The organism is Bradyrhizobium sp. USDA 3315, assembly GCF_054056795.1.
On the sequence record NZ_JBSRYP010000001.1, the window covers coordinates 873612 to 899262 of the forward strand.

At 64.6% G+C, this 25651-nt stretch carries 24 protein-coding genes and 1 pseudogene; 11 read left to right on the plus strand and 14 right to left on the minus strand.

Going from position 1 to position 25651, the window contains the following annotated elements:
- Positions 1-644 precede the first annotated feature (644 nt).
- From ACVIYL_RS03990 to ACVIYL_RS04000, 3 genes are all read left to right on the plus strand, one after another.
- On the plus strand, positions 645-1514 hold the full coding sequence (locus ACVIYL_RS03990; protein ID WP_456777809.1) for a VOC family protein: 870 nt from the start codon (positions 645-647) through the stop codon (positions 1512-1514).
- Positions 1515-2168: 654 nt separating this feature from the next.
- Positions 2169-2420, plus strand: coding sequence for a C40 family peptidase (locus ACVIYL_RS03995; RefSeq protein WP_057016389.1), 252 nt, complete (start codon positions 2169-2171; stop codon positions 2418-2420).
- Positions 2421-2688: 268 nt separating this feature from the next.
- Positions 2689-2838, plus strand: coding sequence for a hypothetical protein (locus ACVIYL_RS04000; protein ID WP_168857337.1), 150 nt, complete (start codon positions 2689-2691; stop codon positions 2836-2838).
- A 3-nt stretch (positions 2839-2841) separates the two neighbouring features.
- On the opposite strand, the pseudogene ACVIYL_RS04005 reads toward ACVIYL_RS04000, so the two are convergent.
- A pseudogene (locus ACVIYL_RS04005) lies at positions 2842-3240 on the minus strand (TetR/AcrR family transcriptional regulator); the annotation flags it as partial.
- On the opposite strand from ACVIYL_RS04005, the gene ACVIYL_RS04010 reads away from it, so the two are divergent.
- A complete protein-coding gene (locus tag ACVIYL_RS04010) occupies positions 3212-3508 on the plus strand; it encodes a hypothetical protein (RefSeq protein WP_253610078.1) in 297 nt (98 codons plus the stop codon). The pseudogene ACVIYL_RS04005 and the gene ACVIYL_RS04010 overlap by 29 nt on opposite strands.
- A 41-nt stretch (positions 3509-3549) precedes the next feature.
- Here the strand turns inward: ACVIYL_RS04010 and ACVIYL_RS04015 are convergent, their stop codons facing one another.
- From ACVIYL_RS04015 to ACVIYL_RS04025, 3 genes are all read right to left on the minus strand, one after another.
- A complete protein-coding gene (locus ACVIYL_RS04015) occupies positions 3550-4275 on the minus strand; it encodes a hypothetical protein (RefSeq protein ID WP_456777810.1) in 726 nt (241 codons plus the stop codon).
- 108 nt (positions 4276-4383) lie between these two features.
- A complete protein-coding gene (locus ACVIYL_RS04020; protein ID WP_225162945.1) occupies positions 4384-4626 on the minus strand; it encodes a hypothetical protein in 243 nt (80 codons plus the stop codon).
- Between the two features lie 177 nt (positions 4627-4803).
- A complete protein-coding gene (locus ACVIYL_RS04025; protein WP_456777811.1) occupies positions 4804-5799 on the minus strand; it encodes an NAD(P)H-dependent flavin oxidoreductase in 996 nt (331 codons plus the stop codon).
- A gap of 66 nt (positions 5800-5865) precedes the next feature.
- Here ACVIYL_RS04025 and ACVIYL_RS04030 point away from each other — a divergent pair, with 66 nt between their 5' ends.
- Positions 5866-7428 (plus strand): AMP-binding protein, encoded by a 1563-nt coding sequence (locus ACVIYL_RS04030; RefSeq protein WP_456777812.1) that lies wholly within the window; start codon positions 5866-5868, stop codon positions 7426-7428.
- Positions 7429-7718: 290 nt separating this feature from the next.
- On the opposite strand, the gene ACVIYL_RS04035 is transcribed toward ACVIYL_RS04030, so the two are convergent.
- From ACVIYL_RS04035 to ACVIYL_RS04065, 7 genes are all read right to left on the minus strand, one after another.
- Positions 7719-9845: an ATP-binding protein gene (locus ACVIYL_RS04035; protein WP_456777813.1), complete on the minus strand. Its 2127-nt coding sequence runs from the start codon at positions 9843-9845 to the stop codon at positions 7719-7721.
- A 233-nt stretch (positions 9846-10078) separates the two neighbouring features.
- Positions 10079-10852 (minus strand): thioesterase family protein, encoded by a 774-nt coding sequence (locus ACVIYL_RS04040; protein WP_310882947.1) that lies wholly within the window; start codon positions 10850-10852, stop codon positions 10079-10081.
- Entirely contained in the window at positions 10852-11823 is a 972-nt protein-coding gene (locus ACVIYL_RS04045; protein WP_283064901.1) for an NAD(P)H-dependent flavin oxidoreductase, read from the minus strand. Before ACVIYL_RS04045 ends, ACVIYL_RS04040 begins: the two co-directional genes overlap by 1 nt.
- Before the next feature lie 181 nt (positions 11824-12004).
- Positions 12005-12601, minus strand: coding sequence for a hypothetical protein (locus ACVIYL_RS04050; protein WP_310882945.1), 597 nt, complete (start codon positions 12599-12601; stop codon positions 12005-12007).
- Positions 12602-12816: 215 nt separating this feature from the next.
- The gene (locus ACVIYL_RS04055; RefSeq protein WP_456777814.1) at positions 12817-13398 is read right to left on the minus strand and encodes a YqaA family protein; all 582 of its coding nucleotides are present in this window, start codon (positions 13396-13398) and stop codon (positions 12817-12819) included.
- A 69-nt stretch (positions 13399-13467) separates the two neighbouring features.
- Positions 13468-13863, minus strand: a complete 396-nt coding sequence (hisE, locus tag ACVIYL_RS04060) for a phosphoribosyl-ATP diphosphatase (protein ID WP_028342591.1) — start codon at positions 13861-13863, stop codon at positions 13468-13470.
- Positions 13864-13981: 118 nt separating this feature from the next.
- Positions 13982-14416, minus strand: a complete 435-nt coding sequence (locus ACVIYL_RS04065) for a hypothetical protein (RefSeq protein WP_253604604.1) — start codon at positions 14414-14416, stop codon at positions 13982-13984.
- Between the two features lie 265 nt (positions 14417-14681).
- Between ACVIYL_RS04065 and ACVIYL_RS04070 the strand changes: the two genes are divergently transcribed.
- On the plus strand, positions 14682-15737 hold the full coding sequence (locus ACVIYL_RS04070; RefSeq protein WP_456777815.1) for an ABC transporter substrate-binding protein: 1056 nt from the start codon (positions 14682-14684) through the stop codon (positions 15735-15737).
- 229 nt (positions 15738-15966) lie between these two features.
- On the opposite strand, the gene ACVIYL_RS04075 is transcribed toward ACVIYL_RS04070, so the two are convergent.
- Positions 15967-17052 carry an IS4 family transposase gene (locus tag ACVIYL_RS04075; RefSeq protein ID WP_253604643.1) on the minus strand — a complete coding sequence of 362 codons (1086 nt, stop codon included), beginning with the start codon at positions 17050-17052 and terminating at the stop codon, positions 15967-15969.
- Between the two features lie 321 nt (positions 17053-17373).
- On the opposite strand from ACVIYL_RS04075, the gene ACVIYL_RS04080 reads away from it, so the two are divergent.
- The 5 genes from ACVIYL_RS04080 (at position 17374) to ACVIYL_RS04100 (ending at position 23942) form a co-directional block, all read left to right on the plus strand.
- A complete protein-coding gene (locus ACVIYL_RS04080; protein ID WP_225162952.1) occupies positions 17374-19152 on the plus strand; it encodes a glucan ABC transporter ATP-binding protein/ permease in 1779 nt (592 codons plus the stop codon).
- A 203-nt stretch (positions 19153-19355) separates the two neighbouring features.
- Positions 19356-20807: a D-alanyl-D-alanine carboxypeptidase family protein gene (locus ACVIYL_RS04085; RefSeq protein ID WP_456777816.1), complete on the plus strand. Its 1452-nt coding sequence runs from the start codon at positions 19356-19358 to the stop codon at positions 20805-20807.
- A 176-nt stretch (positions 20808-20983) separates the two neighbouring features.
- Positions 20984-22666, plus strand: a complete 1683-nt coding sequence (locus ACVIYL_RS04090) for a long-chain fatty acid--CoA ligase (RefSeq protein ID WP_253604610.1) — start codon at positions 20984-20986, stop codon at positions 22664-22666.
- Positions 22667-22688: 22 nt separating this feature from the next.
- The gene (locus tag ACVIYL_RS04095; protein WP_310882942.1) at positions 22689-23246 is read left to right on the plus strand and encodes a DUF924 family protein; all 558 of its coding nucleotides are present in this window, start codon (positions 22689-22691) and stop codon (positions 23244-23246) included.
- Between the two features lie 210 nt (positions 23247-23456).
- Complete coding sequence (locus tag ACVIYL_RS04100; RefSeq protein WP_018269652.1) at positions 23457-23942, plus strand: peroxiredoxin; 486 nt, start codon at positions 23457-23459, stop codon at positions 23940-23942.
- Positions 23943-24220: 278 nt separating this feature from the next.
- Here ACVIYL_RS04100 and rnhA read toward each other — a convergent pair whose 3' ends face one another.
- Together rnhA and ACVIYL_RS04110 are read right to left on the minus strand one after the other, a co-directional pair.
- The gene (gene rnhA, locus ACVIYL_RS04105) at positions 24221-24673 is read right to left on the minus strand and encodes a ribonuclease HI (RefSeq protein ID WP_456777817.1); all 453 of its coding nucleotides are present in this window, start codon (positions 24671-24673) and stop codon (positions 24221-24223) included.
- Positions 24670-25650 (minus strand): homoserine kinase, encoded by a 981-nt coding sequence (locus tag ACVIYL_RS04110; protein WP_225645181.1) that lies wholly within the window; start codon positions 25648-25650, stop codon positions 24670-24672. Before ACVIYL_RS04110 ends, rnhA begins: the two co-directional genes overlap by 4 nt.
- Position 25651: the final 1 nt, after the last annotated feature.

The window sequence follows — 25651 nt, forward strand, 5'->3', positions numbered from 1 at the left end:
CCAACGCCGCAGCCGCCACATCCACCGCAACCGACACCGCAGCGGCAGCCTCTGCAGGCCCTGCATCCTCCGCAACCCCTGCAGCCTCCGCAACCTCTGGCGCCTCCGCAGCCACGGCAACCACCGCATCCCCGCGCGAGCAGCACGCGGCCTCCGACGCTTTCATCGTCGATGAGATTGAGGTGGAAGGTGGCGAGACTGACGTCGGCGAGTTCTTCCTCACTGAGCGTCGTCATATGGCCCGGCGTGAAGTTCGGCTTGTGTTGAACGTCGCCGGAGGGCACGGCGGAGGCATATGCGCTGCCCGCGAGCGAAAAAGTCAGACCGGCTAATCCCAGCGCCGGTACCGCGGCGTTGGTCGTTCGCTTCTTTCTCGAAGCTTGCTTCGCCCGCTGCATGGCCGCATCCTCCAAGTTTGGAAGAAAGGACTTCCGAAGCACGATCTTACGCCGAGCGAACGAGGCAGACAAGAATTACGGTATACACAAAATGTAATAGAGCTCGTTCTGATTGCATTCATCTTCATGAACGATATCGCGCAATTTGGTCGATTAAATCGACAATCCGCGCCCGTGGAGCGGATTGCAACGGGTGCAATTTGATGCAGTGCGCAATCGTCGGCCCGCTTGAACGGGGAAATTAGCTTGGTCGATCAACTCGGACGCTTCGCCTGGTATGAGTTGCTGACGACGGACATGCCGGCAGCAGCTGATTTTTATGGCAAGGTCATCGGCTGGGCGGTGGAAGATGCGTCGACTCCGGAATTCGCCTATACGCTGCTTACTGCAGGCGACGCCCCGGCAGTTGGACTCATGCATCTCCCGGAAGAGGGGCTGCGATTGGGAGCGAGGCCGAGATGGGTCGGCTACATCGCCGTCGATGACGTGGATGCGAAAGCCGTGCAGATCCGCCGTCGTGGGGGCGCCATTCTGGTAACGCCGACCGCCAGCAATATTGGCCGAATTTCGGTGGTCGCCGATCCGCAAGGAGCGACGTTTGCACTGGTTTCCGGGCTGACATATGGCCAACGGCAACCCAGCGGATTGGACGAGCCTGGACGCGTGGGCTGGCACGAGTTGCTGGCTGAAGACCGGAACAAGATCTTCCCGTTTTACGGCGAGCTTCTTGGCTGGCAGAAGGCTCACGCTGAAACCGGGCCGGCCGACCTGTACGAATTGTTTTCGGCGGCCGGCCAGACGATCGGCGGAATGCTCACCAAACTTCCGAGCGTATCGCAACCCTGCTGGCTCTATTACTTCAATGTCGACGACATCGGTGCGGCTGCCAAGCGCGTTGATGCTGGCGGGGGCCGGGTCCTCCAAGGTCCAATCGAGTTGCCCGACGGTTGCTGGATCTTGCGATGTGCCGATCCCCAAGGGGCTCTATTTGCGCTACAGGGAGCTTGGGATCAGAAAGGCATTGAGCGACCCTCCGCCTCGGAACTCAATTGGTCCGCCAGGTGGGGTGATGTCGCTTCGCAGGGCAAATTGGTCCTTCACAAGACCAAGCGATAGGTCGGAAACGTGTCGACCTTGTCCGCAGCAGAATTATACAGGTATTTAAATTAGGTAGATTGCGCATTTGTATTCTGAATGGTGCACCACGCTTCGCCTTTGCAGGCTTCGCGTGGCGCGGCCGCGAAGCCTGCAAGGGCGAAGCGTGTCCGGCGAAGCTCGAGCAACGCGAAAGCGAAGACGGACTGTTTACAATCACCACACCGCACTGACTCACGATCGGCAGCCGATCCTAGGCTGGCCGGCTCGACAACGCGTCGCTGTCCGAGAGCACAACCGCGGTGATCAAATTAGCAGCCATTGCGCGGACCAAGCCTGACGTCTTCGGCAGTGTCGCGGCCGCCTGACGGGACGTACCGGCCATATTTTGGCCATAGCCCGTTTCTTAAACGCCTGCGCGGGCCATGCCCCGCCTTCGTTATGCGTCGCCTGACCGATGCGGTCGCTTCGCAAGCCAATCGCAGATCATCGCTGCGCTTCCCCCCACAACATGGATGGTCTGCCAACAGCAAGAAGGACTTTGTAATGCGTAAACTTCTCGCCGCTGTGGCGGTTCTTTTGGCGTTCGCTTCAACTGCCGAAGCCCGCGGCCGTCACCATCACCATCGGCACTCTGCACATTCCGGTCGCCCAGCTGCGTGGTGCGGCTGGTTCATGCGCACCCAGGTCGGCAGCGATCCCGGTCCGCAATTCAATCTGGCCCGATCCTGGGCAAGCTACGGCACCAATGCCGGCGGCCCCTCGGTCGGCACCATCGTGGTTTGGCGTCACCACGTCGGCAAGATCGTGGGTCAGGAGAACGGCCAGTGGATCGTGCAGAGCGGCAACGACGGGCATGCCGTGCGCACGCGGCCGCGCTCGCTGGCCGGCGCCATCGCATTTCGAAATGCCTACGCTTCGTTCTAAAGCGCGATGAGATTGGGTCGAATCGTCATCGCGCTTTGGCCTCTTGTTTGAGCATGATCTTTTCGGAAGACCGCTGCGCACTTTTCCGGGTGATGCTTTAGGGAACCTCGACGCTTCAGCTGACATGCGAGCTTGCGACAGCCGGGCGGTATACGAACCGTTCATGATCGCACCTTACGCTGCAGCAGGGTTTCGCCCTGAAGCCCTCAGACGGGCGCCGTCATCTGTGTTGACCAGATGGCGGCGCCTTTTTCAGGAGCCAATTGGCTTGCCCCAGAAGTCGAAAAAAGTTGCGACGGCCGCTCAGACTGTTTCTTACTGGTCGGCCGCTTACGTCAGTCTCTGCAATGGCGTGACGGTTTTCGCTGTGACCGGCGGCGTGCTCGGGTTTCTGCTGGTCGCCAAGCACTATCTGTGAACTTCAGCGCTTTCCGAGACTCCTCAGATACGCGCAGAACATGTCGGCCATGGCGTCGGCATAGGTCGCGATCTCGGCGGGCGTTCGCGGGCTCTCGGAAAAATCCTTGCCCACCGTGCTCAGCGTCGTCGTGATCAAATCGCCGGCCATCGCGCGCACCGCGCCGGACGCTTTCGGCGATGCCGCGCGCATGAACGCTTCGACGATGCGCTCGCCCGATGCCCGTGCCGCGCGCGCCTCGGGCGCATCGCGATAGAGCGGCGCGGCGTCGCTGAGCGCGACGCGCACCGCGGCCTCCTCGCATTCGGAGCGGATGAAGGCGTGCACCAACGAACGCAGCCGATCCAATGGCGGCCGCCTGGCATCCTCGAGAATGTCACTCAGCAGGCTGGTGGTCTGCCGCCTGCGACAGGGCAATATGCGCGAGCTCGAAACCGTCGGCGACATCAAGTCGGCGATCAACATCTCCGACGATGCGCTGCTGAAGGAGATGTTCAAGGATTGGGGGACGTTTCAGACCCGGCTGGCGCAAGCCATCGAGAAGAAGTCGCCAAGCGACGTCAGGCAGACGCTCGAGCCCTGGCTGAAGCGCAACAAGGACTTCATGAAACAGCTGCTCGTCGAAACCCAGGGTAAGGTGGAGAAGCTGCGGCCGCTGGAGGCCCGCTAGAGCACAAGGAGCGCAGATCCGCTTCGGCCGGACCCTGCCGCTCAGATCATCGCAGCGACACGTTCGAGGCCAATCAGGCGCGCCAGCGAACGGACCTCGTTCTTCTGATCCTCGCGGAGCTGGAACAGCAGCGGCATCGCCGCCGACTTCAGCTGCTGGACCTCCTCGGAGTCCGGATCGATCGGCATGCTGCCGGATGCGGGATCGCCCTGGCGCTTGGCGTGGATCTTGCGGGCGACGGCGCGCAATGCGGCCTCGACCGCCGGCCAGTAATATTCCTGCGACGACGACAGCTTCAGCCGGTCCTTGATGCCGGCGATCTGGGCGTCGCTCAGCAGGGCGTAGCTCTTCTGCGGCGCCGGCTTGGCCGCAGCCTTGGGCTTCGGCGGCGCCGGGGCGACCGGCGCGGGTTCGGCGATCTTCGGCTGAGCCGCATCGACGGGGTCGGTGATCTTCGGCAGGCCGACATCGGTCGGCTCGACGGAGGCATAGGCCTGGCGCACCGTGTCAGTCGCGCCCGGAATCGCGGCTTGGGCCCGTAACAGGAGCGGAGACGGATTGGCGGGAGGCTCAATCGGCTGGGGCGCCTCAAACGAGGCCGCGGCAAGCGTCGAGACGGCGAGCTTGTCCTGCTTGCTGGCACGATTGGCGACCGGTCCAATGTCGGCCTGCGCCGCCGGCAGGCTGTCACGGCCCAAAATGGCTGTTACCGCGGCGCCCGCGAGGAGGAAGCATGTCAGCGCGGCGAGGGTGATGGCTCTGGTCAAAAACTACTCCATTGCCGGCCGGTGTCACCGCAAACTGCGCGCGAAATGCGGCGGTACCGTGCCGTGACGACGCCAAATAGGTGAAATTGTCCCGAAACGGCCGGAAAATCAGGCCGCGACGTCGAGCTCATAGGCCTCTTGGATATCGGCGACGATCTCATGCGCCGTCCAGAGCGCGCCGGGCTGGACCGTGTGCATGCTGACCGTCCAGTTGGTGCGGCGGGTGCGCGGCGTGCTGACAATGTCGAATTCGACCTGACGGCACAGCGGATGCCGCTGCAGGGCGTAAAACACCCGGGTCCGGAGCTCGTCGAGTGATGCCGGGGTCTTGGAGAGCGGCTCAAAAGCCATGTCGCATTCCCACAAACTACCGGGCGACCAGCCGTGGCGGCCCGTGACGCTATTGTTGGGACTGGCATGGTTAATGCCGCGTTAAGCGGATGGGCGGGATTTGAGTGCTGCTATTTCGCGAACCAGCGCGGTTTCGAGCACCGGTTGGCGCGAAGAGAACGCGTCAAAGCAGCGACTCTAGAGCCGCACCCGCGCGCTCGCCGCCTCATACTCCGCGATCGTCTGCGCCACGAGTTCGTCGACGCCGAGCACCCCGGTCACCCCTGAGGTGGAATGACCGCCGCTCCAGATATCGCGCCAGCGTTTGGGGCGGCTTTCGCGGGCGCCGATGTCGATGTCCTTGCCGATGTCGATCGCACCGCGTGCCGGCAGGTCGTCGGGATCGAGACCGGCGGCCTCGATCGAGGGCCGCAGCATGTTGGTCTGCAGGCCGGTGAACGCCGTCGTGAGCATGACGTCGTCGGCGGTGGAAGAGACCAGCATCTGCTTGTACCTGCCGTCCGCCATGCTCTCGCGCGTCGCGATGAACTTGGTGCCCATATAGGCGAGGTCGCAGCCGAGCGCCTCTGCGGCGCGGAGCGCGTGGCCGTCGCTGATGCCGCCGGCAAGCACGATCGGTCCATCGAAGAAGCCGCGCACAGCGCGGACGAACACGAACGGATTGAGCCAGCCGGTCTGGCCGCCCGCACCCGCAGTGAGCAGCACGAGCCCGTCGGCGCCGGCTGCTGCTGCGCGCTCGGCATGGCGGATCGAGGCGACGTCGGCGAACACCAGCGCGCCGGCATCGTGCAGAGGGCCAAGCACCGGCGCGGGCGAGCCGACCGAGGTGATCACAAGCTCGGGCTTGTGCCGCAGCAGCACGGCGAGATCCTGGGCCAGCCGCGTGTTGGAGCGATGCACGATCAGGTTCGGGCAGATCGGCGCCGCGGCTCTACCGCTGGCGTCGGCATGCGCCTGCAGGCGGCGCGCGATGTCGCCGAGCCAGGCATCGAGCTGTTCCGTCTCACGGCAATTCACCGTCGGAAACGAACCGATCACGCCGTTGCGGCAGGCCGCTACCACCAGTTCGACACCGGAAACCAGGAACATCGGTGCTGCAATCAGCGGCAGCCGCAGGCGACCGCGAAAACGCGCGAGAGGATCGGCGGACAAGTTGTTTCTTCCCATCGTCATTGTGTTAGCGTTGCCGCCAACATTGGCACGACAAAAGCCAAAGACAAAGGCGGGAGGGACAACCAGATGAGCAATCCGCTCTATGCATTTCCGGCGGTGTGCGAACAGACCCTGCGGGCGCTGGCGCGCTATCCATCGCGCACCGCCTTCGCATGGCCGGGCGGCTCGCTCAGCTATCAGGGCGCGACCGACCTGATCGGACGCATGCAGAGCGTGTTCATGCGGCTCGGCTTTGCGCCTGGCACCCGCGTCGCGCTGCTCACCGCCAACCGCGCCGACAGTTGGTGCGCCGGCGTCGCCGCGCAATTGTCGCGGCTCGCGATCACCTGGCTGCATCCGCTGGGCTCGCTCGACGACCAGCTGTTCCAGATCGAGGATTCCGAAGCGCAGATGCTGATCGTCGACGGCATCACGTTTCGCGATCGCGGCGGCGAGCTCACGGCGAAGGCGCAGGGCCTGAAGACCGTGTTCACGCTCGGCCCGGCGGATTACGGCGCCGACCTGTTGCAGGTGGCTGGGGACGCCGGCAGCGCAAGCGCGAAGAGTTTCGCCCGCGCCGACGACATCTCGACCTTGAACTACACCGGTGGCACGACCGGCAAATCCAAGGGCGCGCTGCGCTATCACCGCGAATATGGCGGCTTCGCCGCCGCGATCCTCGCCGATTTCGAGATTCCGGAGACGCCGCGCTACCTCACCGTGGCCCCCATCAGCCATGTCGCGGGCACCAAAGTGCTGCCGACGCTGATGCGCGGCGGCACCGTGCACATGCTGAAAGGGTTCGATCCGGAGGCCGTGTTCACGACCATCGCGCGCGAGAAGATCAACTTCACGCTGTTCGTGCCGACCATGATCTATGTGATGCTGGATCATCCCGCGCTCGACAAGACCGACCTCTCCTCGCTCGAACTCCTGCTCTACGGCGCGTCCGCGATGTCGCCGAGCCGGCTGGTCGAAGGCATCGAGCGGATCGGCCCGGTGTTCTCGCAGCTTTATGGCCAGACCGAATGCTATCCGGTCTCGGTGCTGCGCAAGGCGGATCATGACCCGAAGACACCGGACCTGTTCCTGTCCTGCGGCTTCCCGATCGCCGCCTGCCAGGTCAAGATCCTCGATCAGGACGACGAGGAGGTCGCGACCGGCGAGGCCGGCGAGATCTGCGTGCGCGCCACGCATGTGATGGCCGAATACTGGAAACGGCCCGACATCACGGCGGAGACGCTGAAGAGCGGCTGGCTGCACACCGGCGACATCGCGCGCATGGACGAGCGCGGCTACATGTTCATCCTCGACCGCAAGAAGGACATGATCGTCTCCGGCGGCTTCAACATCTTCCCGCGCGAAGTCGAGGATGTCTTGTCGCAACACGCCGACGTCGCGATGGTCGCCGTGGTCGGCGTGCCCGACGACAAATGGGGCGAGGCCGTCACCGCAGTCGTGGTCGCGCGCGAGGGCGCTGCGCCCGACGCCGACGAGCTGATCGGACTGGTGAAGGCGAAGAAGGGCTCGGCGCACGCGCCGAAGCAGATCCAGTTCGTCAAGGAGCTGCCGATGACCGGCGTCGGCAAGGTCGACAAGAAGGTGCTGAAGGCGCGCTTCTGGAGCGGCCGCGACCGCATGGTGGGGTAGGATGCTCGCACGACGATTGCTGGTCCCGTCATCCTGAGAGGTTGTGACGCTTTTGCTCCGCCGTCATTGCGAGGAGCGAAGCGACGAAGCAATCCATCTCTCCGACCTGCCGGGCTATGGATTGCTTCGCTTCGCTCGCAATGACGCGGATGGAGCTGTGCGCACCGTCACCCTGAGGCGCGAGCGGAGCGAGCCTCGAAGGATGCACGGCCCCGATGTTTCAGCTTGCGCTATCTCCGCTTGCGGCAGCAGCCGGGCCGGCGCCCTTCGAGACGCCGCTTCGCGGCTCCTCAGGGTGACGGGGACAGAGTGGAAGGCGTGGCGAGACTGTCGGCGCTGGCGGCAGCAGCTTGCTGACCGGTGCCCTGCCCGAGCAACTGATCGAGCCGGTCGCGCAGCTGATCCTGGTGGTAGGGCTTGGCCAGCCGCGGCAGGTCGACCTGGGTGCCGTCGGGCAGTTCGGCATAGCCGGTGGCGAGCAGCACCAGAAGCTGCGGCCGCACCTTGCGCGCAGCGGCGGCGAGTTCGATGCCGGTCATGCCGGGCATCACGTGATCGGTCATCATCAGGTCGATCTCCTGGTCGCTCCTGAGGATTTCGAGCGCCTGCGGTCCGGAATTGACGCCGATCACGCGGTGACCGAGGTCCTCCAGCATTTCCATGGTGGACATCGCGATCAACGGATCATCGTCAACCAGCAGGATCACCGCCGAGCGCTTGACCGTCTGCGCTGCAGGCGCCGGGCTCTCGACCTCCGGCACCGCCGTTGCAACCGGCAGCACCAGTGCAGCCGTGGTGCCCTTGCCGACCGCGCTCGACAGCTCCAGCTCGCCGCCGAGCTGCTCGGCGAGCCCATGCACCATCGACAGGCCGAGCCCGGTGCCCTTGCCCACCGGCTTCGACGAGAAGAACGGCTCGATCGCGCGCTTCAGCACGTCCGGCGACATGCCGGTGCCGCTGTCGATCACCGAGAGCTTCAAATAGTCGCCAGGCTGCAGCGCCGGATCATTCTTCGCCTGCCAGGCCGCGAGGCGGATCTCGATCACGCCGCCATCCGGCATCGCGTCGCGCGCATTGATCGCAAGGTTTAGCACCGCGAGCTCAAGCTGGTTGCTGTCGACGCAGGCAAGCGGCAGCCCCTCGGGAATGTCGAGCCGCAGCATGATGCGCGGTCCGAGCGAGCGCTCGAGCAGATTGCTCATATCGCGCACCAGCGCGCCGAGATCGACCGGCACCGCGCGCAGATCCTGCTGCCGCGCGAATGCCAGCAGCCGCTGCGTCAACGACGCGCCGCGCTCGGCGCCCTGCAATGCGCCGTCGACCAGCCGACGCAGGCGTGGGTCCTCCGGCAAGCGCTTGCGCAGCAGATCGAGATTGCCCATCACCGCCATCAGCAGATTGTTGAAGTCGTGCGCGACGCCGCCGGTGAGCTGGCCGATCGCCTCCATCTTCTGGGCATGGCGGAGCTGTTCCTGCGCCCGCTCGCGCGCCGCGACCTCCTTCATCAGGTCGGCGGTGCGCTGCTCGACCCGCTGCTCCAGCGTCGCGGTGAGTTCGGCGAGTGCGGTGCGCTCGGCGGCAAGCTGCGCCAGCAATGCCTCGCGCTCGATCTCCGCGGTCTTGCGTGCGCTGATGTCGGAGCAAACGCCGACCAGCGAGCGGATGCCGCCGTCGGGCCGACGCACCGCACGCGCGCGCACGTCAACCCAGTGCTCGGTGCCGTCGGGCCAGATGTTGCGGTATTCGATCTGATAATCCGAGCCGGTGCGCAACGTTTGTTCGACGATCTCGCTCCGGCGCGCGCGGTCGTCGGGATGCACCGCGGCCAGGAGATCCTGATAGGTGAAGGTATCGCCCGGCCTGCGCCCGAAATATGTCTTGCAGGTCGGCGACGCCTCGAGCTCGAAATCCGGCAGGTGAAGCTCGAGCGCGCCGAGATGACCGGCATTGAGCGCGGTCTGCAGCAGACCTTCGCTCTCGGTCAGATCCTCGAGGATCTGACGGGTCTGGTATTGGCGGCGGCGGCCGCGCACCGTCGCGGCGACCAGGCTTACCAGCGTGGTCGGATGAAACGGCCGCTCGATGAAGGTGACATTGCCGAGCGCCCGGCCGAGCCGCGCGGCTTCGGGATTGCGCTCGGGTCCCCCCTTCTCGCTGATCAGTACGATAGGAAAATCCGACCATGACGGCTGCTCGTTCAGCCAGTGCGTCAGGCCGGCGAGATCGGCGGCACTGATCACCTCGTCGGCAATGATGGCAAGGCCCGCTCCGCTTGCGATCTGGCGTTCGAGCTCGGCGAGATCACCGCAGATGTTGGCGTAATAGCCAGCTTCCTTGATCAGGTGGGCAGTCTTGACGGCGTCCCGCTCGCTCGCGGCGAGGATGACCGCGCGTTCCGAGGACGGACCAGGCTTCATCGCGTCTGTCCCTGCGGCGGCCGGGCGTCGACACCGTCCGGCACATCACACAACCGCCGGACGGCCATGGCCACGATGCCGGCGGCGGGATCAATACGCATCATGGGACCCCCTAACGGGAGCGAAACTCGCACCTGCCGCCAACCGTTCCCGGGAAGCGGAGTTATTTTTGCCGCAGGGGCAGTCGCTTGGGACTGTCCCTCGGCCGTGGCCGCAGGATCAACGAGCGCGTCCTAGCGCCGCTCGATGACCAGGCTCTGGACCGCCTGGCCGAAATAGCCGCGCTGATCGGCGAGCCGCGACATTGCAAGCCCGGCGCCGTCGGGCCCGATCCAGGACTGGCCGTCGAGCAGGATCCAGTCGCCGACCGGCTCGCGCGCCAGGCTCACCGAGAGATCAGCGTTGATGAAGGTCCATTGGCTGAAATCGAGCGCCGGCGAGGTGCCGTTGGAGAAGTCCGAGGCAACCACTGCCCGCATCGCCTGCGAGACGGCGGCGCCCGCAATCAGCGGGCGGTCAACGCGGAACCAGATCGCACCAGGTCCCATCACGCCGAAGCGGCCGCGCGCGGCCCGCATCGAGATGCACTTCACGAACGGACTGTTCGCAAGGTTGCCCGGCTCGATCATACTTTCGTCGGGCCCCGGCAGATCGACCGCAAGCGGGGCGATGTCAGGCGGCAATTCGGCGGTCTGTTGCTTGATCTTGAGCACCGTGGCCGAAACCACGAGAACGCCGTCGGCAAGCAGCCTGACGCCACAGAGCTGGATCTTGCGGCCGTCGCGCAGGACCTCGCTCTGCACGGTCAGCGGCGCCACCGGCACCGGGCGCATCAGGTCGATGGTGACGCGCGCGATCCGCATCGGCACCGGCGTCGGAAGGGCTTCGGCCGCCCACACCACCAGCGCTGCCGGTGCGGAGCCGTGCTGCATCCGCGGATCCCACGGACCCGCGGCGTCAGGACTGGTGACGACGCGGTCGCCGTCAACGCGAAAGATCGGCTCCATCAGGCGAGCGCCGGATCGACCGCGTCTTCATACTCTTTCCTGAACCGGGCGATCAGCTCGGCTGCGGGCACCACCTTGGAGATGCTGCCGACGCCCTGGCCCGAGCCCCAGATCTCCTTCCAGGCCTTCGGCTTGGCGCGCTCGCCGGATGCATCGGTGCCGAAGCTCATCTTCGAGGGATCGGAGGTCGGCAGGTTTTCCGGATCCATGCCGGCCGCGACGATCGACGGCTTCAGATAATTGCCGTGCACGCCGGTGAACAGGTTGGAGTAGACGATGTCCTCGGCGGACGAATTGGTGATCATGTCCTTGTAGCCCTCGACCGCGTTTGCCTCTTTGGTCGCGATGAAGGCCGAGCCGATATAGGCGAAGTCGGCACCGATGATGCGCGCGGCGCGGATGGCGCGGCCGTTGGAGATGGTGCCCGACAGCGCGATCGGCCCGTCGAACCATTGCCGCGTCTCCGACACGAACGGGAACGGCGACAGCGTGCCGGCGTGACCGCCGGCGCCGGCCGCGACCAGGATCAGGCCGTCGGCGCCCTTCTCGATCGCCTTGTGCGCGAACTTCTGGTTGATCACGTCGTGGAAGACGATGCCGCCCCAGCCGTGGACGGCCTGGTTGAGCTCCTCGCGCGCGCCGAGCGAGGAGATGATCATCGGCACCTTGTGCTTCTCGCAAAGCGCCATGTCGTGATCGAGCCGGTTGTTCGACTTGTGCACGATCTGGTTCACCGCGAACGGCGCCGACGGCCGCTCCGGATGCGCCTTGTCATAGGCGGCGAGCTCTTCCTTGATCCGGTACAGCCATTCGTCGAGCAGCTCCGGCGGCCGCGCGTTCAACGCCGGAAACGAGCCGACCACGCCGGCCTTGCACTGCGCGATAACGAGGTCGGGCACGGAGATGATGAACAGCGGCGCCCCGATCACGGGAAGAGACAGGCGGCCCTTGAACAGAGCAGGCATGGACATTTGAAGCGGATCCTCAAGCGTTGGTCGTTGGTTGATCTCGAATGCTGACCGTCATACCAACAAGGCAATCTTTCCAGTGTCAAGTATTGCGTTTTGGCGCTGCAAAAAGGATGACAAATCCTCATCCTGAAACCGTGTTTTCGCGGGCGCCTGGCATCCCAGACGCAAAGCCTGGCCGTCGCTATTGGCAGACCGCCCGTGTCACGAAATTTTCCGTCCTGCAGTCGTTCGGGCCGCGCTTGTGGCCCGGCAGATAGACCAGCGGCGAGCATTTCTCGGAGGCGTCGGTATCGATGCCCTTGCCTTCCCGAAACCCCTTGCTCTGGCACAGCCGGTCGGCGCCGATCTTGCAGTCCGGCGCACCGTTCGAGGCCACCACGCAGGCCGCGCGTCCGGTCACCACCGTCGAGGGGCGCGCGATGTTCGACAAATCGTTGATGGTCTCGCCGGGGCTCTTCAGCGGCGGCAGCGCCGATTTCGACTTCTCGAACAGCTTTCCGATTTCATTGATCAGCCCGGGATTCTCGCGCTCGACCGGCGCCGGCGGCAGCTCGATCTGTTGCTGCTGCGAAGGCGCGACCGGCTGCTGCGCCGGCGACTGCACGCCAAGCGTCGGCGGTGCTGTCTGGGCCCGGCTGTAGTCGAGGGTCGTCAGCGTCATCGACAGCGCAAGACCTGACAGCACAAGACCCGACAGCGCAATGCGCGCCCTTGCGCGCGTGGGCCTGACGAGCGTGAGCCCGGCAGGATCGAGCAGGTCCGCGATTCCATCAGCCATCGCGCTGAGCGTAACCCGAAGCCGCGCGCAGGCAAAGCCGCAAGCGGTCGGTCGCTAGTGTCCCGAATCCGAAGTTCGCATCATTTGCCGCACCTTCGGAGCGAACTTCGGATTCGATAAGGACACTAGCAAACTTATGATTCTAGTGTGCTTTATGAATGCGAAGTTCGTGAAAGTGGCTGCCGCGAAATCGCACGAACTTCGCATTCAGCACACTAGATCAGCTTGAATGCGACAACAAAGCCCAGCACCAGCACGATCGCGCCGATCGCGACCCACAGGCCGAGCCGCTTCTCGAGCTCGGCGCGGATGAAATCGCCATAGCGGTTGAGCAGCACCGCGACGAAGAAGAAGCGGCCGCCACGCGCGACGATCGAGCACAGGATGAACAGCCAGATGTTGTAGCCGGCAAAGCCTGATGTGATCGTCACGAGCTTGTAGGGGATCGGCGTCAGTCCCTTCAGCAGGATGATCACGGCGCCCCATTCGGCGTAGGAGGCGCGGAACGCGTCGACCTTGTCGGAGAGGCCGTAGAGATGGATCAGCCACTGCCCGAGCGAGTCGTAGAGTAGTGCGCCGATCGCATAACCGAGCACGCCGCCGGCAACTGACGCTGCCGTGCAGACCGCGGCGAACCACCACGCCCGCTTCGGCCGCGCCAGCGACATCGGCAGCAGCATGATGTCGGGAGGGATCGGGAAGAAGGAGCTCTCAGCGAAGGCGACGGCCGCGAGAATCCACAGCGCATGGGGCTTGTCGGCCGCGTCGACGCACCAGTCGTAAATCCGTTTCAACATGGGCGCGATGAACCATCATGGAGCGGATTTGTCCATGCCGGGATTGAGCTGAATCTGGTTGATTTACGGCTACCGTTTGCGCAGCCGGTTCTCCAGCGCGACAATTCGGCGCCGAACCACCGGGACCGGCGCGGGTTTGGGCAGCTTGACCGGCGACTTCGGCAGCTTCTCGGCGATCCCGAGCAGCCGCTCGCGCCGCTCCATCTCGCGCCAGACATCCTCCGGCTTCACGCCGGCCGACGCCCAGAGAACGGCGAGATTGTAGAACAGGTCGGCGCTTTCGCGAATGACGGCATCCGACTTGCCGCTCACGGCGTCGATCACCACTTCGATCGCTTCCTCGGCGAGCTTCTTGGCCATCTTGGCCGGGCCGCGCTGGAACAGCCGTGCCGTGCGCGACGTAGCCGGATCTAGATCCTTGGCCGCGATCACCGCCTGGTAAAGCCGCTCGATCGAATCACTCATGCTTCGAGCCTAATCGAAACGCGTCGCCAGCGTGTTAACGGCGACGACGAAAAAATCCACCGGGCCGCGGCCGGTGGATTGGATGCTTTGTGACAGTTCTGAGAACCGCCGACCGCCGTCAGTACGGCTGATACGGCAGTTGCGAGCGGCGCCCGTAATAGCCGCGGTAACCATAGTACGGTCCGCCGCCATAATAGACCGGGCCGCCACCATAGTAGACGGGACCACCGTAGTAGCCCGGGCCACCATAGTAGCCGTAGGAGTCGTAATAGTCGCGGCGGCTCTGAGCAGCGGCGATCGCGAGGCCCGTGCCGACGATCCCGGCGAACGCCGCCGCAGCCGCTGCGCCACCGCCGCCATAGTAGCGACGGCGGGCACTGATGTCGGTCGCGCCGCTCGTGCCTTGTGACGTCGTCACAGCGGTCACCTTGCCTGTCTGAGCAGAGCCTGCGAACGCCATCGTCGGCTCGACGGCCGTCAACGCCACCGCGGCAACCGTTGCCAATGTGGCTGCGCGGCCAATGGACGAAAAAACACCTTTTCGCGCAAACATTGCAGTCATCCTTTGTGGAAGCCGGCCCGACGGGCCTTGGTTAGCTAACCCACTGCCTCCAGATTAGGTTCCCCAAACCGAATGCAAGCTGAACGACCTGAGGTGAAAACATGGCAAGCCGAAGCCTGGCAGTCATCGACCGTTCACCTTGCCTGGGGCAAAATGCCTGCAAATAACGCTTGAAATTGACGCTTGCTCTGGCGCATTCGATGTCATGAAGCAGGCGCGCCGGCGCGGCACTTTGTCTCGCCTCCCGGATGTCATGATGCAGGTAAGTCGGACCACCGTTCTCCGCTGGATACTGGCCGGCATGATCGGCCTCACGGGGGGCGTGTGGCCGGTGTTGACGCCGCTGCGCGCCAGCGATCTGCCGCCGCCGCTCACCATCCAGTTCACGCTCGACCGTCCGCTTGATGCCGCCGCCGCGCCATTCGTGATGGCGTCGACCGGCGGCCTGTTCAGCGCGGAGGGCCTTGCGGTCGGCACCAACGTCGCGACCAGCTCGGCGGATGCCATCGCGCGCGTCGCCGACGGCTCGAGCGATTTCGCCCTCGTCGACATCAACTCGCTGATCGGCTTTCGCGACAAGCCTGGTGCTGCGCCCGTCAAGGCGGTGTTCGTGCTGTTCAACCAGGCGCCCTATGCGATCATCGCGCGCAAGAGCCGCGGCATCAGGACGCTGAGCGACATGCAGGGCAAGAGCCTCGGCGTCGCCGAGGGCGATCTCTCGATCCGGCTGTGGCCCGCGGTCGCGAAGCAGAACGGCATCAAGCTGTCGAGCGTGAAGCAGAGCACGATCAGCGCCGCGGTGCGCGAGCCGATGCTCTCCGCCGGCCAGGTCGATGCCGTTACCGGCTTCTCCTATCTCTCGGCGATCAATTTGCGCGATCGCGGCGTGCCCGCCGACGATCTCGCGGTGCTGCGCTTCGCCGACTATGGCTGCGAGGCCTACGGCTTTGCCGTGATCGTCAGCCCGCGCCTTGCCGCCGCGAAGCCGGATGCGGTGAAAGGATTCGTGCGCGCGGCGATCGGCGGCACCAACCTCGCGATCAAGGATCCGGCCGGCGCCGCCGGCGAGGTCGCGAGCCGGATGGATGGCGGCTCGCGCGATCTGGAGCTGGAGCGGCTGAACGCCATCATCCGCGACAACATCCTGACCAGCGAGGTGAAGCGCGACGGCATCGGCGGCATCGAGACGGAGCGCTTCGAGCGCTCGGTCGACCAGCTCGCGGAGGACTTCAAATTCCAGAAGCGGCCGCACGCCGCCGACATCTTCGACGAGGCTTTCCTGCCGCCGATCGACGGCCGCCTGGTGAATTGAGAGCATGCGAAGCGGCACCAAATGTTCAGCGTCGTCCTGGCGAAAGCCCATAGGCGCTAAGATAGTTTGATCATAGTCTGATAGTGGCGCTTATGTCTGGGTGGCTCGCGTAGATGTCGCCGGAGAGCGTGACTGGCTCTGCAGAGTAGAGCGATTGCGGGCTGTGGAATGATCGCTTGCCGTAGCGAAGCTACGAGCTGGCGCAGCAGACGCCACGTCACTGGGTGGGTCAGGCGGCGTCGGCCAAGCGGGGAGAGTCTTCGAGTTCGTCGACGAGCGGCTCGAGCAATAGAATGATCAGCAGATGAGCGAGGATATGGGGTCTGGCGGACCGCTCGTCGGTTCCGGGAGGTCCCTTCAGGCCAATCAGGCTTTTCAGCCGCTTGAAGCCGAGCTCAATGCGCCATCGCAGCCGATAGAGGGCGAGGATATCTGCAGTCGTGAAGTCCTCTGGCCTGAGTGAGGTCACCAGGATCACCCAATCTGCGGCGTCAAGTGTTTGCCTGGAGAGCTGATGACCTCCCTTTTGTGCAGTCCGGCGCGCCTTGCGTCGCGCAGCCGCAGCAGCTTGCGCCGGCTTCTTCGCGGCAACCAGACGCACTGCGAGCGGCGGCGCACCTGACTTGCGCTTTATCCAAATCGGCCGATCGATCAGGCCACGCGCCGAGGCGTTGCGCAGTTCGGCAGTGAGGTCAACAAGATTACCTTCGGCATCGAGCCAGCGCGCGCTCTTCCAGCCGGCCCGGATCACGAAGTCCGCATCGGCATCGACGAGATGCGCCATGCGCTCCGGTTGCAGATAGGCGCGATCGGCAAGACGGATCTCACCGGCAACCGCCGGTATCCGATCCAGCGTCTCGCCCGCTCGCTGATCGGTCAGTTCGAAGTGACCAAAGCGCTCCTGCGGAAGATCGAACGCGCTATGGATACGCCACACTGCGTTCTTGTTCCTGCCGCTCGTCCCAGCCTTGGGGACCGTCGTGGCGTCAACAATACGGATCAGACGACCGCGGCTCGCCTTCGGCGCCGCGGCGGCAAGCGCCTGCTCGACCAAGATTGCCAGCCAATCTCCGCACTGACGTAAGCGATACAACAGAGCCACGTTGGAGATATCGACAAGCCCAACCGACGTGGCCCATGCCGCCGTCAACCGCAGCCCTTTCTCACCAAGGCAATAAGCCAAGATCAGGCGCAGCAAGTCGACCGCATTGCTGATCTCCCGCGGACGGACAAACGCCTTCGTCTTGCGCGCGCTAATGTTCAGAGCCTCGGCTCCGCCAAGTCGGGCGACAACGCGCGCCCAATCTTTGTTCACAAGCGATTCGTGTGCCATTCCATCTTGGAATCACAAGCGAATCCAAGGCGCAAATCCTATTTTAGCGCCTATGGGCGAAAGCCAGGACCCATTACCCCAGCCGTTTGTTGTTGCGCGACGCTGGGGCCACTATCCCGCTCCCAATCAAATTCGGTGGCTATGGGTCCTGGCTTTCGCCAGGACGACGGCGTAGGGAGCCGCTCGCCACAATCACCCTCACCCTGAGCATGACGCGCTGTCACCGCTGGCCCTGCATCGCGAACCCTGATTAAATTGCATTCCCGCCTGATCGGGCGCCCACCGCTGACGAGTGCCGCCGGCATGTCCATGCTTCGCCTCTATACCCGCGTCCTCGAACTGCTCGGCAAGGAGGCGCGGCTCGGCTGGATCCTGGCCATCGCCAACGTGCTGCTCGCCGGCGCGCAATTCGCCGAGCCGGTGCTGTTCGGCAAGATCGTCGACGTGCTGTCGGGCCGGCCGGTCACCGGGCTGTTCGCGACCTCCTCGGCATGGCCGCTGCTCGTCGCCTGGGCGGCGTTCGGCCTGTTCACGATCGGCTGCAGCGCGATCGTGGCGCTGCAGGCCGACCGGCTGGCGCACCGCCAGCGCCAGGCGGTGCTGACCGATTATTTCGAGCACATCCTTCAGCTGCCGCTGACCTTCCATTCCGGCACCCATTCCGGGCGGCTGATGAAGGTGATGCTGAACGGCACCGACGCGCTGTGGCGGCTCTGGCTCGGCTTCTTCCGCGAGCATTTCGCCGCGATCATGTCGCTGATCGTGCTGCTGCCGCTCTCGCTCTACATCAACTGGCGGCTGGCGGTCCTGCTGTTCGGGCTCTGCGTCGTGTTCACCGTGCTGACCACGCTGGTGGTGCGCAAGACCTACGGCATGCAGAGCGAGGTCGAGGCCTATTACAGCGACCTCTCGGCGCGCGCCTCGGACGCGCTCGGCAATGTCGCGCTGGTGCAGAGCTTCGTGCGGATCGATTCCGAGGTGCAGGGCCTGCGCTACGTCGCCGACAAGCTGCTCGCGGTGCAGATGCCGGTGCTGTCATGGTGGGCGCTGGTCACCGTGATCACGCGCGCCTCGACCACGATCACGGTGCTCGCGATCTTCACCGTCGGCATCGCGCTGCATAACCAGGACCTCACCACGGTCGGCGAGATCGTGATGTTCGTCTCGTTCGCCACCATGCTGATCCAGAAGCTCGAGCAGGTGGTCAGCTTCATCAACAACGTGTTCATGGAAGCGCCGCGCCTGCAGGAGTTCTTCGACGTGCTCGATGCGGTGCCGGCGGTGCGCGACCGGCCCGGCGCGGTCGATCCCGGACGGCTGTCCGGCCTCGTCGAGTTCGACGACGTCTCGTTCTCCTATGACGGCAAGCGGCCGGCGATCGAGGATCTCAGCTTCACCGCCTTGCCGGGCCAGACCATCGCGCTGGTCGGCTCGACCGGCGCCGGCAAATCGACCGCGATCGCGCTGCTGCATCGCGCGTTCGATCCGCAATCGGGCATCATCAGGATCGACGGTATGGACATACGCGCGCTGAAGCTGACGGCGCTGCGGCGAAACATCGGCGTGGTGTTCCAGGAGGCGCTGCTGTTCAACCGCTCGCTCGCCGACAATCTGCGCGTCGGCAAGCCCGACGCGACCGACGAGGAGCTGCGCACCGCCGCGGCGCGCGCGCAGGCGCTGGATTTCATCGAGCGCAGCGAAAAGAAGTTCGATACCCATGCCGGCGAGCGCGGCCGCATGCTGTCCGGCGGCGAACGCCAGCGGCTGTCGATCGCGCGTGCGCTGCTGAAGGATCCGCCGATCCTGATCCTCGACGAGGCCACCAGCGCCCTCGACGCCGTCACCGAGGCCAAGGTGAATGCCGCTCTCGACGAAGTGATGAAGGGCCGTACCACCTTCGTGATCGCGCATCGCCTGTCCACCATCCGCCACGCCACCCGCATCCTGCTGTTCGACCAGGGACGGGTGATCGAAAGCGGAACTTTCGATGAACTGGTGGCGAAAGGCGGGCGTTTTGCCGAACTGGCGCGGGCCCAGTTCATGGTCCAGGAACAGGCGCGCGCCGGCATCGAGACACCATAATTCCCGCCTTTCCAATTGAGGCGGCTGCCGAAATTCAGCCGATTTCGTCCACGATATAATTCCCCGGCCTCTGTTCTCTGCTGGCAAGCCGGTATAGGGTTTGCATCGCCGCAATGCGGCGCCGGACACGCTTGAAACCCGTACGTCACAATCGCAAGACCTCCTTTTTTCAAGGCGGGTCTCAAAGGACCGGAACCGGATTCGTGCACCTTCCTCGCCCGTCATTGAAATGGATTCTGGCCGTCGCGATGCTCGCCGTCGCCGCGCCGCAAATGGCGCAAGCCGAGGCACTGCTGGTTGTCGAGGCCGATTCCGGAAAGGTGCTGCAGGCCGACAATGCGACGATGCCGTGGTACCCGGCTTCGCTCAGCAAGATGATGACGGCCTATGTGACGCTGAAGGCGGTCAAGGACGGCCGCGTCTCGCTCGACACGCTGCTCACGGTGTCGCCGACCGCGTCGTCGCAGTCGCCCTCGAAGATGGGCTTCCGGCCCGGCACCCAGGTCACCGTCGACAACGCGCTGAAGATGATGCTGGTGAAGTCGGCCAACGACATGGCCGTGGTGCTGGCCGAGGGCATCGGCGGTTCGATCGACGGCTTTGCCGGGATGATGAACCAGACCGCGCAAAGGCTCGGCATGACGCAAACGAGCTACGTCAATCCGAACGGCCTGCCCGCCGACGGCCAGATCACCTCGGCGCGCGACATGGCGATCCTCGCCCGCGCCATCATCCGCGACCTGCCGGAATACGAGTATTTCGTCCACATCCCGTCGATCCGCTTCGGCCGCCGCATCACCCAGAACTTCAACAAGCTGATCGGCCGCTATCCCGGCGCCGACGGCTTCAAGACCGGCTTCATCTGCGCCTCCGGCTATAATCTCGTGGCGTCGGCGACGCGTGACGGCAAGCGGCTGATCGCCGTGGTGCTCGGCGCCTCCTCGGGCCGCATGCGCGCGATCCGCGCCGCGCAGCTCCTGGACCGCGGCTTTGCCAACAATGGGATGGCGTGGCTGCGGCCCTCGCTCGGCACCGTCGACAATCTGGTGCCGATCGATTCCACGCCGCCGAACCTGCGCGAGGAGATGTGCGGTCCCAAGCACAAGCGGCCCGCCAGCGACGAGGACGCAGAAGACACCGTCGCCAGCGCCGGAAGCTCCAGCACCAATGGCGACGGCGGCGTCAGCTTCTTCGCCTCGGGCCTGCAGGCTGCGATGCCGACCAAGCCGGCCGACATGCTGGCGCAGCCGGCCGCGGCCTCCGAGCCGGTCGTGGTTTATACGGGGCCGACCAAGACCGGTGCTGCGTTGATCGCCGCGGTCGAGGCCGACACCGAGAAGATGCAGCCGGTCAAGCGCGCCAAGGGCAAGCACAGCCGCGTCGCGGGCAAGAAGCCCGATGCGGCCGATGACGCGAAGGCCGACACCAAGGGTGCCTCCAAGTCGGACAGCAAGCCGGCGGCGGCCAAGCCCGCGCGTCACGCCAACGCCAAGCCGGATGCCGCAGCTGCGAAGACGGCCGCGGCGGACAAGCCCGCCGCCGCAAAGCCTGCCGGCAAGCCGGCGGCGGCAAAGCCGGCCGCCAAGCCGAAGACTGCGGCCGACAAACCCAAGGCTGCAGACAAGCCGAAAGCCGACGCCAAACCGGCCGGCTAGCACAGCGCCCGCCCGTCATTTCCGACCGTCATTTCCTCCAATGCGTCGATAACGCGCAGCGGCTTGCCATTGGCCGCGGCATCGCTCAATACTGCCTGAAATAACGCGGCCAAAGGTCGGAAAACCCGGAAGCAATCCGGGACATCAGCCAAATTTGAGAGAGGGGATTGACCATCATGGAGCGCATCTGGCTCAAGCATTATCCGGCCGGCGTGCCCGCGGATATCGACGTCACGCAATATTCGTCGCTGGTCGAATTGCTGGAAGAGAGCTTCAAGAAATTCGCCGATCGCAAGGCGTTCATCTGCATGGACAAGGCGATCACCTATCGCGAGCTCGACGGGATGTCGACGGCGCTCGGTGCCTACCTGCAGAGCAAGGGCCTGCAGAAGGGCGCACGGGTCGCGCTGATGATGCCGAACGTGCTGCAATATCCGATCGCGACCGCCGCCGTGCTGCGCGCCGGCTTTGCCGTGGTCAACGTCAATCCGCTCTACACCCCGCGCGAGCTCGAGCACCAGCTCAAGGATTCCGGCGCCGAGGCGATCATCGTGCTGGAGAACTTTGCCACCACCGTGCAGAAGGTGCTTCCCAACACCGCGGTCAAGCACGTGATCGTCGGGAGCATGGGCGACCTGCTCGGCCTCAAGGGCGTGATCGTCAATCTGGTGGTGCGCCGGGTGAAGAAGATGGTGCCGGCCTGGTCGATTCCCGGCGCCGTCGGCTTCAACGAGGCGCTGTCGGCCGGCCGCGCCGCCAAGCTCAACAAACCGACGCTGACGCTCGATGACGTCGCCTTCCTGCAATATACCGGCGGCACCACCGGCGTCTCCAAGGGCGCGACCCTGCTCCACCGCAACATCCTGGCCAACGTGCTGCAGAACGACGCCTGGCTGCAGCCGGCGCTGGCGAAGCCGCCGATCGTCGAACAGATGGTCATCGTCTGCGCGCTGCCGCTCTATCACGTCTTTGCGCTCACTGCCTGCTATCTGCTGGGCATGCGGGCCGGCGGCACCAATCTGCTGATTCCGAATCCGCGCGACATGGCGGGCTTCGTCAAGGAGCTGTCGAAGTACCAGGTCAGCTTCTTCCCGGCGGTCAACACCCTCTACAATGGCCTGCTGAACACGCCCGGATTCGACAAGCTCGACTTCTCCAAGCTGAAGATCGCCAACGGCGGCGGCATGGCGACGCAAAGGCCGGTCGCCGAGAAATGGTTGAAGGTCACGGGCATCTCGTTGTCGGAAGGCTATGGCCTGTCGGAGACGTCGCCGACCCTGACGTGCAATCCTGCAACGATCGAGGAGTTCTCCGGGACGATCGGCCTTCCCGTCCCCTCGACATGGCTCTCGATCCGCGACGATGACGGCAATGAATTGCCGATCGGCGAGGCCGGCGAAATCTGCGCCAAGGGCCCGCAGGTGATGGCGGGCTACTGGAACAGGCCCGACGAGACTGCGCGCGTGATGACCGCGGACGGTTATTTCCGCACCGGCGACATCGGCGTGATGGACGAGAAGGGCTACACCAAGATCGTCGATCGCAAGAAGGACATGATCCTGGTCTCCGGCTTCAACGTCTATCCGAACGAGATCGAGGAAGTGATCGCAAGCCACCCGGGCGTGCTCGAATGCGCCGTGATCGGGGTGCCCGATGCGAAGTCCGGCGAAGCGGTGAAGGCCTTCGTGGTCAAGAAGGACCCGAACGTCACCGCCGAGGACATCATCAAGTTCAGCGCCACCCAGCTCACCGCCTACAAGGTGCCGAAGCAGATCGAGTTCAGGACCGACCTGCCGAAGACCAATGTCGGCAAGATCCTGCGCCGCGAGTTGCGCGACGAGAAGAAGGCCGCGGCCTAAGGCCTGAGTGGACTGACGTTCGATGTCTGACGCAAGCCTCGCGACGCCGGCTGACGTGCTTGGCTTCTGGCGGAATGCCGGCCGCGACCGCTGGTACAAGCACGACGACGCGTTCGATGCCGAGATCCGCAGCCGCTTCCTAGCCACCTGGCAGAAGGCGGCTGCCGGCGAATTGTCGTCATGGGAGGCGAGCGATGAGGGCGCGCTGGCGCTGACCATCGTGCTCGACCAGTTTCCGCGAAACCTGTTTCGAGGCGACGCCAGGACCTTTTCAAGCGATGCGCTGGCGCGTGAAGTGGCAAGGCGCGCCATCGACCGCGGCGTCGATGCGCGGACCGCCCCCGTGCTGCGCGAATTCCTCTATCTGCCGTTCGAGCATTCGGAGGACCTCGACGACCAGCAGCGCTGCGTGACGCTGTTCCGGCGATATGACTGCCATCCCGACAACGTGAAATACGCCGAGGACCACGCCGACATCATCCGCCGGTTCGGCCGCTTCCCGCACCGCAATCGCATGCTGGGCCGGCAGACCACGGCCGAGGAGCAGGCCTTTCTCGACGCCGGCGGGTTTTCCGGCTGATGACGGAACGGTGACCAGAGCCTTTTCCGTTCCGATTGCATCGGAACGGGGCGCTAGATTCTTGTTTTGACGCGTTTTCTTCACGCGAACCGGTATCCACTTCGCTCGAAAACGCTTTGACGTCCGGCATTGCCGTTCTTCGGCGAGCCCGTATTGTGCCGTGCTGTAGCCGGGTTTAAGACAGTTCCGCTTCACCGAGGGAGAACAACGATGACGATCAATGTTGGCGACAAGCTGCCGGAAGCCAAGTTTCGCGTGATGACCGCCGAGGGGCCGCAGGTCAAAACCACCGACGACATTTTCAAGGGCAAGAAGGTCGCCCTGTTCGCCGTGCCCGGCGCCTACACCGGCACCTGCCACAAGATGCATCTGCCGAGCATCTTCCTCAACGCCTATGCCATGAAGAACAAGGGCGTCGACACCATCGCGATCGTCTCGGTCAACGACGCCTTCGTGATGAACGCCTGGAAGCGCGACACCGACCAGCGCGACGAAGCCGTTTTCCTCGCCGACGGCAATGCCGACTTCGCCAAGGCGATCGGCATGGAGCTCGACGCCTCCGGCAACGGCCTCGGCATCCGCTCCAAGCGCTACTCGATGCTGGTCGAGGACGGCGTGGTGAAGAAGCTCAACCTCGAGCCCGCCCCGGGCAAGGTCGAGGTCTCCGGCGGCGACACGCTGCTCGGTCAGCTGTAAGCCGACGCTTCTTCCCTTCTCCCCTTGTGGGAGAAGGTGGCGCGGATGCAATCCGCGCCGGATGAGGGGTCTCTATCCGCGGAGACAGACCCCTCACCCGTCCGCGATGCTGCGCATCGCGTCCACCCTCTCCCACAAGGGGAGAGGGCAAGATCGCCGAAATTTAGGGAATCGTAGGATGGGTAGAGCGCAGCGAGACCCATCGCCTTCGTGCCGTGCATTGAGATGATGGGTTTCGCTGCGCTCTACCCATCCTACGCACCCGGCTCGCTGCGGCCCTAATTCTTCAACTTCGCCATCGCCACGCCCTCACGCGCCAGCTCGTCGGCGCGTTCGTTCTCGGTGTGGCCGGCGTGGCCCTTGATCCAGTGCCAGCGCACCTCATGCGGCTTCAGCGCGGCATCGAGACGCTGCCACAGCTCGACATTCTTGACCGGCTTCTTGTCGGCGGTGCGCCAGCCGTTGCGCTTCCAGCCATGGATCCAGCCGGTGATGCCCTGGCGGACATACTGGCTGTCGGTGGTGAGATCGACCACACAGGGCTTCTTCAGCGCTTCCAGCGCCGAGATCGCCGCCATCAGCTCCATGCGGTTGTTGGTGGTGTGCGCCTCGCCGCCCTTCAATTCCTTCTCGACGTCGCCAAATCTGAGGATCGCGCCCCAGCCGCCCGGCCCCGGATTTCCGGAGCAGGCACCATCGGTAAAAACAGTCACATGCGGCTTGTCGCTCACGCCGCGCACCCGGCCGGCGTGACGCCATAGTCGTTGATAGCAGCGACGCTCTGCTGGAAGCGCAGCTTGCGGACATATTCCAGCGGGTCCTTCGGCTGCACCAGCGCGCCTTCGGGCACGTTGAGGAAATCGACCAGGCGCGTCAGCAGGAAGCGCATCGCGGCACCGCGCGCGAGCAACGGCAGCGCGGCCTCTTCCGCCGCCGACAGCGGGCGCTCGCGACCATAGGCGTTGAGCAATGCGCGCGCCTTGGTGACGTTGAAGGAATGATCCGGCTCGAAGCACCAGGCGTTGAGGCAGATCGCGACGTCGTAGGCCAGGATGTCGTTGCAGGCGAACGGGAAGTCGATCAGGCCTGAGAGCCTGTCGCCCAGAAAAAACACGTTGTCGGGAAACAGGTCGGCATGGATGACACCGACCGGCAGATCGGTCGGCCAGGCGGCTTCGAGATGATCGAGCTCGCGCGCGATGAAATCGTGCAGGCCCGGCTGCACGCTGTCGGCCCGTGCGGCGGCGAGATCGAACAGCGGCCGCCAGCCGGCGACCGACAGCGGATTGTTGCGGACCAGCGGAAAATCGCGGCCGGCAACGTGCATTTTGGCCAGCGCCTCGCCGACGCCGGAGCAATGCGCCACGTTCGGCCGCCGCGGCCACACGCCCTCGAGGAAGTTGATGATCGCGGCGGGCCGGCCGGCGAGCCGGCTAGTGACCTCGCCCTTGCGGTTGCGCGCCGGCTGCGGGCACGACACGCCGCGCTCGGCGAGATGGCCCATCAGCGACAGGAAATACGGCAGGTCGTCCTCCGCCACGCGCTTCTCATAGAGCGTGAGGATGTAGGCGCCCTGGCTGGTGTGCAGCAGGAAGTTCGAATTCTCGACGCCCTCGGCGATGCCCTTGTAGGAGAGCAGTTCGCCGATGTCGTAGCTTTTGAGGAATTCCGCGAGGTCTTCGGCGGCAACGTCGGTGTAGACCGCCATA

What these genes read in the sequence shown, in the direction of transcription:
- ACVIYL_RS03995 (WP_057016389.1), top strand. Translation starts at nt 2,169, where the DNA reads ATGCGCACCCAGGTCGGCAGCGATCCCGGTCCGCAATTCAATCTGGCC.
- ACVIYL_RS04010 (WP_253610078.1), top strand. Translation starts at nt 3,212, where the DNA reads ATGTCACTCAGCAGGCTGGTGGTCTGCCGCCTGCGACAGGGCAATATG.
- ACVIYL_RS04020 (WP_225162945.1), bottom strand. Translation starts at nt 4,626, where the DNA reads ATGGCTTTTGAGCCGCTCTCCAAGACCCCGGCATCACTCGACGAGCTC.
- ACVIYL_RS04025 (WP_456777811.1), bottom strand. Translation starts at nt 5,799, where the DNA reads ATGACGATGGGAAGAAACAACTTGTCCGCCGATCCTCTCGCGCGTTTT.
- ACVIYL_RS04030 (WP_456777812.1), top strand. Translation starts at nt 5,866, where the DNA reads ATGAGCAATCCGCTCTATGCATTTCCGGCGGTGTGCGAACAGACCCTG.
- ACVIYL_RS04035 (WP_456777813.1), bottom strand. Translation starts at nt 9,845, where the DNA reads ATGAAGCCTGGTCCGTCCTCGGAACGCGCGGTCATCCTCGCCGCGAGC.
- ACVIYL_RS04040 (WP_310882947.1), bottom strand. Translation starts at nt 10,852, where the DNA reads ATGGAGCCGATCTTTCGCGTTGACGGCGACCGCGTCGTCACCAGTCCT.
- ACVIYL_RS04045 (WP_283064901.1), bottom strand. Translation starts at nt 11,823, where the DNA reads ATGTCCATGCCTGCTCTGTTCAAGGGCCGCCTGTCTCTTCCCGTGATC.
- ACVIYL_RS04050 (WP_310882945.1), bottom strand. Translation starts at nt 12,601, where the DNA reads ATGGCTGATGGAATCGCGGACCTGCTCGATCCTGCCGGGCTCACGCTC.
- ACVIYL_RS04055 (WP_456777814.1), bottom strand. Translation starts at nt 13,398, where the DNA reads ATGTTGAAACGGATTTACGACTGGTGCGTCGACGCGGCCGACAAGCCC.
- hisE (WP_028342591.1), bottom strand. Translation starts at nt 13,863, where the DNA reads ATGAGTGATTCGATCGAGCGGCTTTACCAGGCGGTGATCGCGGCCAAG.
- ACVIYL_RS04065 (WP_253604604.1), bottom strand. Translation starts at nt 14,416, where the DNA reads ATGTTTGCGCGAAAAGGTGTTTTTTCGTCCATTGGCCGCGCAGCCACA.
- ACVIYL_RS04070 (WP_456777815.1), top strand. Translation starts at nt 14,682, where the DNA reads ATGCAGGTAAGTCGGACCACCGTTCTCCGCTGGATACTGGCCGGCATG.
- ACVIYL_RS04080 (WP_225162952.1), top strand. Translation starts at nt 17,374, where the DNA reads ATGTCCATGCTTCGCCTCTATACCCGCGTCCTCGAACTGCTCGGCAAG.
- ACVIYL_RS04090 (WP_253604610.1), top strand. Translation starts at nt 20,984, where the DNA reads ATGGAGCGCATCTGGCTCAAGCATTATCCGGCCGGCGTGCCCGCGGAT.
- ACVIYL_RS04095 (WP_310882942.1), top strand. Translation starts at nt 22,689, where the DNA reads ATGTCTGACGCAAGCCTCGCGACGCCGGCTGACGTGCTTGGCTTCTGG.
- ACVIYL_RS04100 (WP_018269652.1), top strand. Translation starts at nt 23,457, where the DNA reads ATGACGATCAATGTTGGCGACAAGCTGCCGGAAGCCAAGTTTCGCGTG.
- ACVIYL_RS04110 (WP_225645181.1), bottom strand. Translation starts at nt 25,650, where the DNA reads ATGGCGGTCTACACCGACGTTGCCGCCGAAGACCTCGCGGAATTCCTC.